At 65.0% G+C, this 13,657-nt stretch carries 14 protein-coding genes; 12 read left to right on the top strand and 2 right to left on the bottom strand.

The annotated features are described in order from the left end of the window. The first annotated feature begins 3 nt into the window (after positions 1-3). The 12 genes from phnK (at position 4) to TSB10P1A_RS11400 (ending at position 10,737) form a co-directional block, all read left to right on the top strand. Positions 4-780, top strand: a complete 777-nt coding sequence (phnK, locus tag TSB10P1A_RS11455; RefSeq protein ID WP_186388468.1) for a phosphonate C-P lyase system protein PhnK — start codon at positions 4-6, stop codon at positions 778-780. Positions 781-815: 35 nt separating this feature from the next. Beyond that, positions 816-1,514: a phosphonate C-P lyase system protein PhnL gene (phnL, locus tag TSB10P1A_RS11450; RefSeq protein WP_186388467.1), complete on the top strand. Its 699-nt coding sequence runs from the start codon at positions 816-818 to the stop codon at positions 1,512-1,514. A gap of 10 nt (positions 1,515-1,524) precedes the next feature. Next, positions 1,525-2,145, top strand: coding sequence for a DapH/DapD/GlmU-related protein (locus TSB10P1A_RS11445; protein WP_186388064.1), 621 nt, complete (start codon positions 1,525-1,527; stop codon positions 2,143-2,145). Positions 2,146-2,267: 122 nt separating this feature from the next. Continuing rightward, positions 2,268-3,119, top strand: coding sequence for a phosphonate ABC transporter ATP-binding protein (gene phnC / locus TSB10P1A_RS11440; RefSeq protein WP_186388063.1), 852 nt, complete (start codon positions 2,268-2,270; stop codon positions 3,117-3,119). A 74-nt stretch (positions 3,120-3,193) separates the two neighbouring features. After that, a complete protein-coding gene (gene phnD, locus TSB10P1A_RS11435) occupies positions 3,194-4,099 on the top strand; it encodes a phosphonate ABC transporter substrate-binding protein (protein ID WP_186388062.1) in 906 nt (301 codons plus the stop codon). Between the two features lie 80 nt (positions 4,100-4,179). Then, positions 4,180-5,037 carry a phosphonate ABC transporter, permease protein PhnE gene (phnE, locus tag TSB10P1A_RS11430; protein ID WP_186388061.1) on the top strand — a complete coding sequence of 286 codons (858 nt, stop codon included), beginning with the start codon at positions 4,180-4,182 and terminating at the stop codon, positions 5,035-5,037. A gap of 1 nt (position 5,038) precedes the next feature. Continuing rightward, on the top strand, positions 5,039-6,385 hold the full coding sequence (gene phnE, locus TSB10P1A_RS11425) for a phosphonate ABC transporter, permease protein PhnE (RefSeq protein ID WP_208987082.1): 1,347 nt from the start codon (positions 5,039-5,041) through the stop codon (positions 6,383-6,385). A gap of 126 nt (positions 6,386-6,511) precedes the next feature. Continuing rightward, positions 6,512-7,204, top strand: coding sequence for a DUF1045 domain-containing protein (locus TSB10P1A_RS11420; protein ID WP_186388060.1), 693 nt, complete (start codon positions 6,512-6,514; stop codon positions 7,202-7,204). A gap of 30 nt (positions 7,205-7,234) precedes the next feature. After that, positions 7,235-8,374: an alpha-D-ribose 1-methylphosphonate 5-triphosphate diphosphatase gene (locus tag TSB10P1A_RS11415; protein WP_186388059.1), complete on the top strand. Its 1,140-nt coding sequence runs from the start codon at positions 7,235-7,237 to the stop codon at positions 8,372-8,374. Positions 8,375-8,377: 3 nt separating this feature from the next. Beyond that, positions 8,378-8,959 (top strand): phosphonate metabolism protein/1,5-bisphosphokinase (PRPP-forming) PhnN, encoded by a 582-nt coding sequence (phnN, locus tag TSB10P1A_RS11410; protein ID WP_186388058.1) that lies wholly within the window; start codon positions 8,378-8,380, stop codon positions 8,957-8,959. A gap of 165 nt (positions 8,960-9,124) precedes the next feature. Beyond that, positions 9,125-9,859 carry an FkbM family methyltransferase gene (locus TSB10P1A_RS11405; RefSeq protein WP_186388057.1) on the top strand — a complete coding sequence of 245 codons (735 nt, stop codon included), beginning with the start codon at positions 9,125-9,127 and terminating at the stop codon, positions 9,857-9,859. Between the two features lie 161 nt (positions 9,860-10,020). Further along, the gene (locus tag TSB10P1A_RS11400; RefSeq protein ID WP_186388056.1) at positions 10,021-10,737 is read left to right on the top strand and encodes a response regulator transcription factor; all 717 of its coding nucleotides are present in this window, start codon (positions 10,021-10,023) and stop codon (positions 10,735-10,737) included. A 10-nt stretch (positions 10,738-10,747) separates the two neighbouring features. Here TSB10P1A_RS11400 and TSB10P1A_RS11395 read toward each other — a convergent pair whose 3' ends face one another. Together TSB10P1A_RS11395 and TSB10P1A_RS11390 are read right to left on the bottom strand one after the other, a co-directional pair. Beyond that, positions 10,748-12,100: a hybrid sensor histidine kinase/response regulator gene (locus TSB10P1A_RS11395; RefSeq protein ID WP_186388055.1), complete on the bottom strand. Its 1,353-nt coding sequence runs from the start codon at positions 12,098-12,100 to the stop codon at positions 10,748-10,750. Next, the coding region (locus TSB10P1A_RS11390; protein ID WP_371515094.1) for an FIST N-terminal domain-containing protein at positions 12,097-13,657 on the bottom strand (1,561 nt) is incomplete at its 5' end. The genes TSB10P1A_RS11390 and TSB10P1A_RS11395, both read right to left, overlap by 4 nt.

Here is a 13,657-nt window from a genome sequence, read left to right as displayed (position 1 = left end):
AGGCTGCAGGAAATGCCGCTGCTGAGCGTCGAGGGCCTGTCGCGCTATTACGGCGAGCGGGTCGGCTGCCGGGATGTCTCGTTCGAGGTCTATCCGGGCGAGGTGCTGGCGATCGTCGGCGAAAGCGGCTCGGGCAAGACGACATTGCTCAACTGCATCTCGACCCGCCTGGAGCCCAGCACGGGGAGTGTCAGCTACCGCATGCGCGACGGCGCGATGCGCGATCTCTATCGCATGAGCGAGGCCGAACGGCGCCTGCTGATGCGCACCGACTGGGGTTTCGTGCACCAGAACCCGGCCGACGGGCTGCGCATGACCGTGTCGGCCGGCGCCAATGTCGGCGAGCGGCTGATGGCCGTCGGCGAGCGCCATTACGGCCGCATTCGCGACACTGCCACCCATTGGCTGTCGCGGGTGGAGATTGCGGAGGACCGTATCGACGACCAGCCGCGCGCCTTTTCCGGCGGCATGCGCCAGCGCCTGCAGATCGCCCGAAACCTCGTGACCGGGCCGCGCCTCGTCTTCATGGACGAGCCGACGGGCGGCCTCGACGTTTCGGTGCAGGCGCGCCTGCTCGATCTGCTGCGCGGGCTCGTCAACGATCTCGGACTTGCCGCCATTGTCGTGACTCATGACCTGGCGGTGGCCCGGCTGCTCTCGCATCGCATGATCGTGATGAAGGACGGCCGGGTGGTCGAGGAAGGGCTCACCGACCGTGTGCTCGACGATCCGCAGGCGCCCTACACCCAGCTTCTCGTCTCTTCCATCCTGCAGGTGTGACCATGACCGATCCCGTCAGCCGAAAGGAGGCCGCGATGGCCGTCCGGGCGCGCGCGCTTTCCAAGACCTTCTGCATGCATCTGCAGGGTGGCCTCGAACTGCCCGTGGTGGACGGCGCCGCCTTCGAGGTTCGCGCCGGCGAATGCGTGGTACTCGGCGGTCCGTCCGGTGCGGGCAAGAGCTCCATCCTCAAGATGCTGTATGGAAACTACGCCGCAAGCAGCGGCGAGATCCTGATCCGCCACGGCGGGGAACTGGTCGACCTTGTCGCCGCCTCGCCGCGTCTCGTGCTGGCCATCCGCCGCGAGACACTCGGCTATGTCAGCCAGTTCCTGCGCACAGTTCCGCGCGTCGCCGCCGTCGATGTGGTTGCCGAACCGCTGGTCCTGCGCGGCGCCAATACGGCGGTAGCCCGCGAACGGGCGAGCGAGATGCTGGACCGGCTCAACCTGCCGCAGCGGCTCTGGCAACTGCCGCCGGCGACCTTTTCGGGCGGCGAACAGCAGCGCGTGAACATTGCCCGCGGCTTCATCACCGATCATCCCGTGCTGCTGCTCGACGAGCCGACCGCCTCGCTCGATGCCGCCAACAGGCGGATCGTCATCGAGCTGATCGCCGAGAAGAAGGCTAAGGGCGTCGCCCAGATCGGCATCTTCCATGACGAGGAAGTGCGCGAGGCCGTCGCGGACAGGATCATCGACGTGCGCGGCTTCGCGCCGGCCCGCGCGGCCTGAGGGGGAGACGATGGCACGACTTTCCGAAACTCCCTTCATCCATCCGACCGCCGAGGTCAGCGACTGCGAGTTCGGTCGCTACACGGAGGTGGATGCGCGGGTCAGCATCAGCGAAACCCGGATGGACGATTATTCCTATGTGATGCGCGACGCGATGATCTGGAACGCGGAGATCGGCAAGTTCGCGAACATCGCCGCCTGCGTCCGCATCAATGCCACCCATCATCCGATGGAGCGGGCAACGCTGCATCATTTCACCTATCGGGCGAACGACTACTGGGACGATGCCGATCAGGAGGCGGAGTTTTTCCAGCGGCGGCGCGCGGCGCGGGTACGGATCGGCCACGACACCTGGATCGGTCATGGCGCGACCATCCTTCCCGGCGTTTCGGTGGGGGACGGCGCTGTCATCGGATCGGGTGCGGTCGTGTCGCGGGACGTCGCGCCCTACACCATCGTCGGTGGGGTTCCCGCAAGGCTGATCCGCGAACGGTTTCCGGCGGATATTGTTACGCGGATGCAGGCACTTGCCTGGTGGGATTGGAGCCATGACCGGCTGCGCGAAACGCTCGAGGATTTCCGCACTCTCGACGCGGCGGCGTTTCTGGAGCGCTATGAGCGGGCTTTCTGAAGTGTTCAGCCGTCGCACTACTGTTCCGCATCCGGTAAACGTCAGGGAATTGTCATAAAATCGCAGATTCCTTGTCATCTGTGCGGAGTACGCAAGCTTCAATTATCAAGATTGAGGCGCAGATGTTCAAGCTCGACGGTGTGACGCGAAAGTTCGGAATGCTGACCGCGGTGGATGCCGTGACGCTCGACATCCCGGACGGGCAGATGGTCGGCGTCATTGGCCGCTCGGGAGCCGGAAAATCCACTCTGTTGCGAATGCTCAACCGGCTTGTCGATCCGAACGGCGGAAAGATCGTATTCCGCGACACCGAGGTCTCTGCCCTTTCGGGATCCGCGCTTCGCTCCTGGCGACGGGATTGCGCGATGGTGTTCCAGCAATTCAACCTGGTGCCGCGGCTCGATGTGGTGTCGAACGTGCTGCACGGGACGCTGAATGCCCGCTCGACGCTCGCCACCGTCTTCAACCTGTTTCCGAAGGCGGACATCCTGCGTGCCATCGACATTCTGGAGCGGCTGGGTGTCGCCGAGCATGCGTTGAAGCGCGCCGAGGCCCTGTCGGGCGGCCAGCAGCAGCGCGTTGCGATTGCCCGCGCGTTGATGCAGTCGCCGAAGGTGCTGCTGGCGGACGAGCCGATCGCCTCGCTCGATCCCCTGAACGCCAAGATCGTCATGGACGCGCTCAAGGACATCAACGAGCGCGAGGGAATCACCGTCATCACCAACCTGCACACGCTCGACACAGCGCGCACCTATTGCGAGCGGATCATCGGCATGGCGCAAGGCCGCGTGGTTTTCGACGGGACCGCCGACGAACTGACCGCTGAAGCGGTGCGGGAAATCTACGGCACCGACGGCGACGGCAACGAGATTTCCGAGGCCATCACCTCGACCAGCATCACCGCCCGACCTGCGACAGCGGCGGTGGGTACACCATCCCCGGCCATGCTGCGGACGGCCAACGCCTCCGCATGAGCCGCAGGATCCGGCGCGGCGTCCGCGCACGGTCACACGCAACAACGACAAACGACTCTTTCAGGAGACGTCATATGCTCAAGAAGCTTCTCTTGGCCGCCACCGCGGTCGCGACCCTGTCCGTCGGTGCGACGGCGCAGGAGATCAACGAGTTCCGCATCGGCGTCCTCGGCGGCGAGAATGCCCAGGACCGTCTGGCCTCCAACGAGTGCCTGCGCGCTTATGTCCAGGATCTGCTCGGCGTCGAGACCAAGATCTTCACTCCCGCCGACTATGACGGCGTGATCCAGGGGCTGCTGGGCGGTTCGATCGACATGGCTTGGCTCGGTGCCTCGGCCTATGCGAAGACCTATCTGACGAACCCGGAAGCGGTCGACGTCGTGCTCGTCAAGACCAATCTCGACGGCTCCTTCTCCTACCATTCCATCGGTTTTGCCCGCAAGGACAGCGGCATTGCCTCGCTTGAGGACATGAAGGGCAAGAAGTTCGGCTTCGGCGATCCGAACTCGACCTCCGGCTACCTGATCCCGTCCATCGAGATCCCGCAGATCACCGGTGCGTCCATGGACAACGGCGCCTATTTTGGCGAGGTCGTCTTCACCGGCGGCCATGAGCAGACCATCGTTGCGGTCAAGAACGGCGATGTCGACGGCGGCGTGACCTGGGCCGACGGCCAGGGCGAGTGGGAAGACGGCTACAATTCCGGCGCCCTGCGCAAGGCGGTCGATGCCGGCCTGGTCGACATGAACGACCTGGTCGAGATCTGGCGCTCCAAGCCGATCCCGGAAGGCCCGATCGTGCTGCGTCGTGCCCTTCCGGCCGACGTCAAGGAGAAGGTCACGCAGCTTCTGAAGGACCTGCACGGCAAGGACGCGCAGTGCGCCTACAACGTGGCTGCCGGCGAGACGGCCGGCTTCGAGCCGATCGCCCATGAGGCTTACGAGTCGATCATCGCGGTCCGCAAGGCCCAGAGCAACTGATCGATCTGTCTTCGTGATTGCCGGGCGGGGCCTGTGTCCCGCCCGTGCGTTTTCGCCAGAGCCACCTGCAGCAGGACCTCATGACGGACACGGCTTTCGCAAGGTCGGGCGATATCCGCGCCGACTATCTCGCCCATGCCCGCCAGCGGCAGATGTACAGCGGCATCCTGCTGCTGGTCTTCGTCCTGCTGATGGTCTCGGGTTTCCAACTGGCCGACGCGCGCAATGCCGGCGGCTTCTGGGCGGGCATCCACCAGTTCTTCGATTTCCCCTCCGAAGTCGTGAGCGAGGCGGTGGCCAAGGCGGCCAACCTGCCGGGTCTGATGTGGAAGTTTCTTCCCTCGCTGATCGAGACGATCAACATTGCCGGCGTGGCAACGCTCGTCGGTGCCTGCGGCGGGGCGCTGCTGTCGCTTCTGTCGACGCGCGGCCTTGCCCGCTTCCCGCGGCTTATCCCGCTGTTCCGCCGGATGATGGATGGTATGCGGGCGATCCCGGAGATCGTCATCGCGCTCATTCTGATCTTCCTGCTCGGCGGCGGGCCTGTACCGGCCATGATCGCCATCGCCTTCCACACCACAGGCGCTCTCGGCAAGCTCTTCTCGGAAGTGAGCGAGAACGCCGACCGCAAGCCGGTCGAGGGCCTGTCTTCGGCAGGTGCGAGCTGGAGCCAGGCGATGTGGCTCGGCGTGCTGCCTCAGGTTACGCCGAACTGGCTTTCCTATGCGTTGCTGCGCTTCGAGATCAACGTGCGGGCCTCCGCAATCCTGGGCTTCGTCGGTTCCGGCGGCATCGGCTACGACCTCAAGACCGCGATGCAGTGGGGCCAGGGTCGCTACGACCAGGTCGTGGCGATCTTCCTGCTGCTCTTCGCCACAATCGTCGTCATCGACCAGGTTTCGAGCCACTTTCGGCACAAGCTGGTGAAGGGACACTGACATGGCCGCCATGCTCTCCACCACGCATGAGGGGTCGCTGGGCGAGGCGGTTCTTGCCGCCTTCGGCCGCAAGCAGCGCCTTGCCTTTGCCCTCCCGGCGGTGGTCCTCGTCTATCTGATCTATATCTTCTTCGCCTTCAACATTCCGGGCCTGGTGGCGAGCGCCAGGACCGACAATGCGGCGATCCTGTTGTCCGACTTCTGGAGTTACAAGACGCATGTCACGCGCGACAATCGCAGCGGCGAGGTGAGTGTCGCGATCGAGGGCGAGAACAAGGGCACCTATCCGCCCGGCCGGCTGCCCGCGTGGGTGAGCATGCAGGACGGCGTTACCCGGATCGACCTCGGCAAGGAGCACGAGGTGGTCTATGAGGGGACCGGCGCGCGCTTCACCATCCCCGGCTATGGCGTGATCCAGGTCGAGCCGGACGGGCAGGGCATCCGTCTCGATCTGCCGGAAGGCGAGGTTCCGGATTGGATCAACGCCTCGCCCGCGCGTGTCACCGTGACGACCCCGCAGGGGCGCTTTTCGATGACCCGCACTCGGACCGAGACCTTCCACTATGAGCCGGGCTGGGAGTTGTTCTTCTTCACGCTCGACAGTCCGTTCAGTGGTCGCTCGGTGGGCGAACTGGCGAGCCTTGCTGTCTCGGAAGATCGCGTCGATCCGGCAAGGCCGAACATCGTCCACATGCTGTCGGAGTTCTGGACGAACAAGATGTGGCGGCACGGCGATGTGGCCTGGGCGCTGTTCGAAACGGTGTTGATGGCGTTCCTGGGAACCATGGGCGCCGCTGTCGTGGCGTTGCCCCTCGCGTTTCTGGCCGCATCGAATTTTACGCCGGCGAGATCCTTGCGTTTTGCGCTGCGCCGCGTGTTCGACTTCGTCCGTGGTGTCGACGGGCTGATCTGGACGATCATTCTGAGCCGGGCGTTCGGTCCCGGGCCGCTGACCGGATCGCTGGCGATCCTGATGACCGACACCGGTTCCTTCGGCAAGCTGTTCTCCGAAGCGCTGGAAAACGTCGACCGAAAGCAGATCGAAGGCGTTCAGTCGACCGGAGCCTCGCCGATCCAGCAGGCGCGCTTCGGGGTGATGCCGCAGATCGTCCCGGTGCTCCTCAGCCAGGTGCTCTACTTCCTCGAATCGAACACCCGAAGCGCCACCGTGATCGGCGCCATTGTCGGCGGCGGCATCGGCCTGCTGCTCACCCAGGCCATCATCACCCAGAAGGACTGGGAAGAAGTCAGCTACTACATCATTCTCATCGTGCTGATGGTGATGGCGATGGACTCGCTTTCGGGATGGCTCAGAGGCCTGTTGATCGGACGGGTCGGGCGGACGTAAATTCGACGGCTCCCTGCCGGAACCCCCAAGCCTCCGGCAGGCCCGCCACCATCGGATGCGAGGCATGGCATCGCCGCGACTGGCGCGGCGATGCTCCCGCTTCCGGTTCCACAAAAAGCGGAACGTATGCGATACGCGATCTATTTTACGCCCGATGCCGGGCATCCGCTGGTTCGCGCGGCTGAGGAATGGCTCGGCCGCAGCGCGTTTGCTCGCGCCGTCGAGCCGACGGATGTCGGCGGGTTCTCGCCACAGGCCCGCGCCTGCCTCATCGCATCGGCCGTGCGGTACGGTTTCCACGGTACGTTGAAGGCGCCTTTCCGCCTCGCCGAGACCCGAAGCGAGGCCGATCTGGTCGAAGCTGTCGACGCCTTCTGCCGTGACACGCCGCCAATCGCTCCGGTCGCGCTCAAGGTTTCGGATCTTGATGGCTTCTTCGCCTTGACGCCGGCCGGTCCCGCCGAAGACCTCAACGCGCTGGCTGCCACCGTGGTGCGGCGGTTCGAGCCGTTTCGAGCGCCTCTCACGGCGGAGGAAATCGCCCGCCGTCGTCCGGAGCGGCTGTCGCCGCGCGAGCGGGAATTTCTGGAAAACTGGGGCTACCCCTACATTTTCGACGCATTCCGCTTCCACATGACGCTGAGCGACAGGTTGGAGGGGGAAACGGCACTGGCCGTTCACCGCGCGCTTGCTGGACAGTTCGAGGCCTTGCTGGCGCATCCTGTCGCCTTCGACAGGCTGGCGATCTTCGTCGAGCCTGATCCAGGCGCTCCTTTCATCTGCCTGCATCAGGCGCCGCTTGCGGGAACAGGCGGCTGACAAGACGTTCCCTTCGAGAAAGACGGATCGATGGACACCATACTCACCAATGCGCGGATCGTGCTGGCCGACCAGGTCGTCGAGGGTTCGCTGCACCTGCGCGACGGCAAGATCGCGGGCATCGACAGCGGCGCCTCGTCGTTGCCGGCTGCGGAGGACATGGGCGGCGACTATGTGATCCCCGGCCTCATCGAGTTGCACACCGATCACCTGGAAAACCACTATGCACCTCGCCCGAAGGTGCGGTGGAATCCTATTGCCGCCGTCTGTGCCCATGACGCGCAGATCGCAGCCAGCGGCATCACCACCGTCTTCGATGCCCTGCGCGTCGGGCTCGACGAGGATACCGACATCACCGATGCCGACATGCGGCGGCTGGCCGACGCGATCGAGGCGGGGATGGCCAAGGACAGGCTGCGGGCGGATCATTTCATCCACCTGCGCTGCGAGGTCTCGGCTCCCAACTGTCTTGAGAGTTTCGAGGTGTTCGAGAACGATCCGCTCGTACGCATCGCCTCGCTGATGGATCATTCGCCCGGCCAGCGCCAGTTCGTCAGCCTTGAGGCGTATGCGGTCTACTACAAGGGCAAGCGGGGCATGAGCGACGCCGAGTTCAACGAGTTCTGCGAACGGCGTATGGCCCAGTCTGCGGAATGGTCCGACAACAACCGCCGGATCCTCGCCGAGCGCGCAAGGGCGCGCGGGGTGGTGCTGGCGAGCCACGACGATGCGACCAACGCGCATGTCGAGGAAGCCGTCGAGCTCGGCATCCGGGTGGCGGAGTTTCCGACCACGCTGGAAGCCGCTCGGGCCTCGAAAGCGCAGGGGCTGGCGGTGCTGATGGGTGCCCCCAATGTTGTCCGCGGGGGCTCGCATTCGGGCAATGTCTCGGCGCGCGATCTCGCCGCCAATGGCCTGCTCGACATCCTGTCGTCCGACTACATTCCCTTCAGTCTCGTCCAGTCGGCCTTCTTTCTCGGCGAGGTGGTCGACGGGATCGATCTGCCGCAGTCGATCGCCATGGTGTCCCGTACCCCGGCCCGCTTTGCCGGGCTTGAGGATCGAGGAGAGATCGCCATCGGCAAACGCGCCGATCTCGTGCGGGTGCGGGTCGAGGAACATATCCCGATCGTGCGCACGGTCTGGCGCGAAGGTCGCCGGGTGGTCTGAGCGATGCAGGGGGCAGCGTCGGAAGGGCAGGGGCCGCTGATCGCGGTCGTCGGGCCGAGCGGGGTCGGCAAGGATACGCTGCTCGCGAGGGCACGCGCGGCCTTGTCCGGGCGACCGGAGTTGCTTTTTGTGCAACGGACGATCACCCGGCCAACCGGCACCGATGCGGAGACGCACGAGCCCATGACGGCAGAGACCTTCGAAGAGGCGGAGCGCGCTGGTGCCTTCGCCTTTAGCTGGCGTGCGCATGGGTTTGGCTACGGGCTTCCCGCGTCCTTGTCGGAGCATCTCGCAAGCGGGCATCCCGCCGTGGTCAATGGGTCTCGCGTGGCCCTTGCGGCCATGCAGGAGCGGTTTCCCACACTTTGCGTCATCCAGATCACGGCGACCCCGACAGTGCTGGCGGCGCGGCTTGCCGCGCGCGGTCGTGAGAGCGCCGAAGAGATCGCCACCCGCATCGCCCGCGCCAACGAGCCGCTTTCCGTCGCACCGGCCCGTGTCATCGACAACAGCGGTGACCTCGAGCAGGCCGCCGACGCACTCGTTGCGGCGGTCGTCGAGCTGGCGGGGTCGGCGGCCGTGTAAGCCGCAGTCTCTCCCGGTCCGGTCTCGCCTCTTGCGCAGGGGCGGAACCTTTGCGACAAGAAGGCAAGTCTGCTCGGAATGCGAGCATCGATAAAAATACGGATGCAACTGGTTGCGGGTCGGGCCGTGGCACCATCGCATGCCGGAGTGACGGGAGTGGATCGGATGTCGGGGCAATTGGTAACCCACCGCACCAGCGGGTTGGTGCTGTCTCTGGACGAGACCGTTGCCAACGACCGCATTATCGAGGAGATCCGCCGCGGCCGCTATGAAGCCTCGGAACTCTCCATGGCCTCGCGGTTTGTGCGGAAGGACGACCGCGTGCTAGAACTCGGCGCCGGCATCGGCTTCATCTCCGCCGGTGTGATGCGCAATGTCGGGCCTGACTATTATGCTGCCGTCGAGGCGGACGCGCGTCTCATCCCGCATATCCGCCAAACCCATCTCAAGAACGGTGTGACCGGTGTCGAGGTGATCAATGCGGCCTTCGTCTCCGACCCTCAGACCCTGAAGACGGGCTACGTCGAGTTCACCCTGCATCGGGAGTTCTGGCGCTCCGGCATCGGCCAGGACCAGGAAGGCGTGACCGAGACGGTGCGTGTGCCGGCCGTCGATGCCTCGGCCTTCATCGCGGACAAGGGCATCACCGTTCTCATTGCCGATATCGAGGGGGCGGAGCTCGACCTGTTCCGGAACCTGCGCGTCGGCGGCCTCAAGCGGATCGTGCTGGAACTGCATCCGCACAAGATCGGCAAGGCCGGCATGATCGAGATCTTCGCCGGCCTGTGCGCGGAGGGTTTCGCCTACAATGCGGCCTTGTCGGAAGGCCCTGTGGTCTGTTTCGAAGCGGTCGGCGATACCGAAAGCAGCGAGGCGGAGCTCTTCACCCGCTTCGCATGAGTCCCCGGCTGGTGCCCTTGTCGCCGTCTCTCGTTCTTTAGTCCGCTTGCCGGAACCCTGGTGCTTGGCGACACTTGTTGCCAGGGCGCTGGCGGCTGCCGCCTTGCTCGGACAAAACCTTTGAAGATCACGCATTCGGTGCGATGGTCGGAGAGACCGACATGACAGTTCAATCCGGTGCCATGGCGAAATTCCTGATCATCGACGACCATCCGCTTTTTCGGGAAGCCCTGCACAGTGCGGTGACGCTGGCCTATCCGGATGCCGACACGCTTGATGCCGCTTCGCTGCCGGAGGCCTGCGAAATCCTTGCGGCGGAGGGCGGTTTCGACCTTGCGTTGCTCGATCTCAGCATTCCCGGCGTGCGCGGCATGGACGGCTTGCTGCATTTGCGTACCAATTTTCCGCGCCTGCCGGTCGTGGTTGTCTCCGGCCACGAGGATCCCAAGGTGGTCTCGCAGGTGATTGCCTACGGGGCCGCCGGTTTCATCCCGAAGTCGGCCAAGAAGGCGGCCCTTGCCGACGCGATCCAGAAGGTGATCAATGGCGCGGTTTTTGTCCCGGACAATCTCGCAGACGCCGGCGACGAGCAGATCGACGCGCATGCCAGGGACATGATCAACCGGGTCGCCACCTTGACGCCGCAGCAGCTCAAGGTGCTCGGCATGATCTGCGACGGCCTGCTCAACAAGCAGATCGCTTACGAATTGCAGGTCGGCGAGACCACAGTGAAGGCACATGTCTCGGAAATCCTGCGCAAGCTCAACGTCCACAGCCGCACCCAGGTGGTTATCGAGATGTCGCGGCTGGAGCAGATCTCCGGGCTCGACCCTGCCAATCCCCTTGGACACGGCGAGAGCGGGCGCATTCGGGGCTGAGGGTTCTTGACTAAGGCGCGGTGGCCAGCATGTGCGCCATAAGCGCTCTCAGTTGTGCGGGCTTGACCGGCTTGGACATGAATTCCGCGCCAAGCTGCGCCGCCTGAGCCATGACCGGCTCCGAGACGTCTGCCGTTGCAAGGATGACAGGCACGCGTCGCCGCAGACGCTGCAACAGCGTTGCGACCGTTTGGGTGCCGTGGTCGCCCTGGTCGAGATGCTGGTCGGCGATGATCAGGTCGGGCAGGAAACCTTTGTCCAGAACCTCCGCTGCTTCCGCCTGAGAGGCGGCGACCCGGTGCTCGCAGCCCCAGCCGTCGAGCAGGGTCGACATGGCACGCGTCACCTCGAAGTCGTTTTCCAGAAGCAGAACACGGCGGCCCGCGAGGGTGGCGTCGCTGACTGGCCGCTGGGCTGTCTGGGACCGTGTCTCGCCGGCCGCAGGCGGCTCGCAGCGTTCGGCGAGGATGCGGAAGCGGCTCCCCTTGCCCACTTCCGAACTCAGGCTGAGCTCGTGGCCGAGCGCGGTCACCAGGCGTCGCACGATGGAAAGGCCGAGGCCGAGGGCACAATCGCCGTCACGTCCGGCGCGTTCCTTGGCTGCCGGCCCCCGGTGGAACTCGTCAAAGATCCGCTCGCGCTGGTCGAGGGGGATGCCGCAGCCGGTGTCGACTACCTCGATCGCCACCATGTCGCCGCGCCGACGGGTGCCGATCAGCACGCCGCCGCGATCCGTATAGCGAATGGCATTGGAGATGAGGTTTTGCAGCGCGCGCCGCAGCATGGTCCGGTCGGAGCGGACGTGATCGCCGGTGATCGAGGTCTGCAGACGCAGACCCTTCGCCTCGGCGATCGGTTTCAGGTCGGAGAGCAGGGACTCGATCACCGGAACGAGCGGCACCGCCGCGTGGTTCGGCACCATGACCCCCGCATCGAGGCGGGAAATGTCGAGCAACGTATGCAGCAACTCGTTCATCGTGTCGAGCGAGCGCTCGACCTGAGCGACCATCGCCCGGCCGCGTTCGGTATCCTGCAGGTCGTAGAGCGCCGACATGGTCAGTTGTGCCGCATGCAGCGGCTGCAGCACGTCGTGGCTGGCGGCGGCGAGAAACCGTGTCTTCGACTGGTCGGCGCGTTCGGAAATCTCCTTTTGCCGGGCGAGTTCCGCGTTGGTGCGTTCCAGGTTGCGCAGGGTCGAGGTCAACTCGTCCGTGCGCCTGCGGACCTGTCCCTCCAGGGCGATGGCGGTCTGGAACAGCGAGAAGGCGTTACGCTGCTGATCCATCGCGCGCTCGACACGGTGGATCAACGCGTCGTTGATGCGCTTGAGGCGTTCGACGTCGGCGATATCGAGAATGCTCATGAACCGCTCCTGCCGCTTTGCCCAAGACCGAAGGCAATGCCGGTGAAGGTCTGGTTCAGGTGCATCGACAGGTATTGTTCGCCATAGGTGTTGAAGCCGATGACGTTGTTCTCGCGATAGATGGCGGCGATCCTGTGCGTCACCTGCCGGTTGCGGGCGTCGATGCGGCGCAGCACGCAGTCGAAGCCGAGGACGAAATCGATGCCGCCAATGCGCTCGCGCACGGCGTCGAAGGCGGCGCGCGTGGTACGCGTCATGCCGGCGGGTTCGGCAACCGTCATCACGATACCGTCGTCGATCGCGCAGAAGAACGAGAGAGACCCGTCGGGATTCATCTTCTGGACGGAGCGGCAGTAATATTCGCCGCCGACCCGCACGACCAGCGGATGCGAGGCAAAGCTCATCGGCGACAGGCTCTGCGGATCCATGCCGATGACCCGCGCATATTCCTGCGCTGCCGGAGCGGCGTTGAACTCGTGCACGATGCGCCGGTCGGGCTCGGAGCGGGTGACAACCAGCTTGTGGGGGGTCGGCACGAAGTTGTCGGTCTTGAAGATGTGGAAGGGAACCTGGGTCTCGACCAGGATCACGATGGCTGCATCGCTCGCCGGTTCGCCGTCAAGGATAAGCGTGGTCGTCCCGAACCGCATGTCGTCGCCGGCCGATCCGCCAAGCAACGGAATGTCGTCGAGGCCCCAGTGCAGGGCAGCGCTCACCGCTTCCTCGGCGAAGGACAGGCCGTCGATCAGACAGAGGGCGAAGCGGCTCGCGCTGCGCTCGGCGGGCGCGGACTCCACGAAGCAGCGCTTCGCATCGCCGACCTCCGAGACGATGCGCTCCATGCCGGCGCGTCGGATGTCGCTGATCCGGTGGGCGGCGATGCGAAAGCGCGCGGCCGGAAACAGAATGACCACGAGATTGCCTTCGCAGATGCCGTTCCGGGTGATTTCGCCGGCGGTGGAGCAGGCGGCATGACGGAGGCCGGGGCAACTGTCTGTCAGGGCAGAGGCGACCGCGGCGGGCGGGAAGCGGGCGGAGGAAAAAAAGGCCAGAGCGAACCCTGCACCAACGCGCTGCCGCGCGGTCGCCACGCGAGCCCAGAATCCGGTGTCGCCGGGATCGTCGCATTCGAGCGCGACGACACCGCAGGCGTGATCGATGCCGCCATTCGGCTGCACGTCGCTCCTCCCTCGCGCCGCATGCCTCTCCTCCCCATGACAGACTGGCTGTCGGACGACTTTGCGACGACGCCCCACTCTAGGATCTTCGGCTTGCCGGTGACAAGCGGGCGTTCGGCTTCGACCGAAAGTACAGTGTACAAGCGCGGGAGGCTGGCCTTTCCTGACAGCGTCCGGGGGGAGACTGGACGAGCGGCCCTGCGGACATTGCCCCGCCGGTTGGCCGGGCCGGGAGGAGCTTCCATGGATTTGGTTGGCGAGTATCGATTGTTGGCGGGTCGTGGGGCTGTTTGGTTGGCGCTGAACGACGCGGATGTTCTGCGTCGTTGCATTCCCGGCTGCGAGGAGCTTGAGCAGGTTTCGGACCGGGAGATGACGG

Source organism: Stappia sp. TSB10P1A (assembly GCF_900185725.1).
In the GTDB taxonomy this organism is placed as follows: Bacteria; Pseudomonadota; Alphaproteobacteria; order Rhizobiales; family Stappiaceae; genus Stappia.
This window is presented reverse-complemented; position numbering and strand designations above follow the sequence as displayed.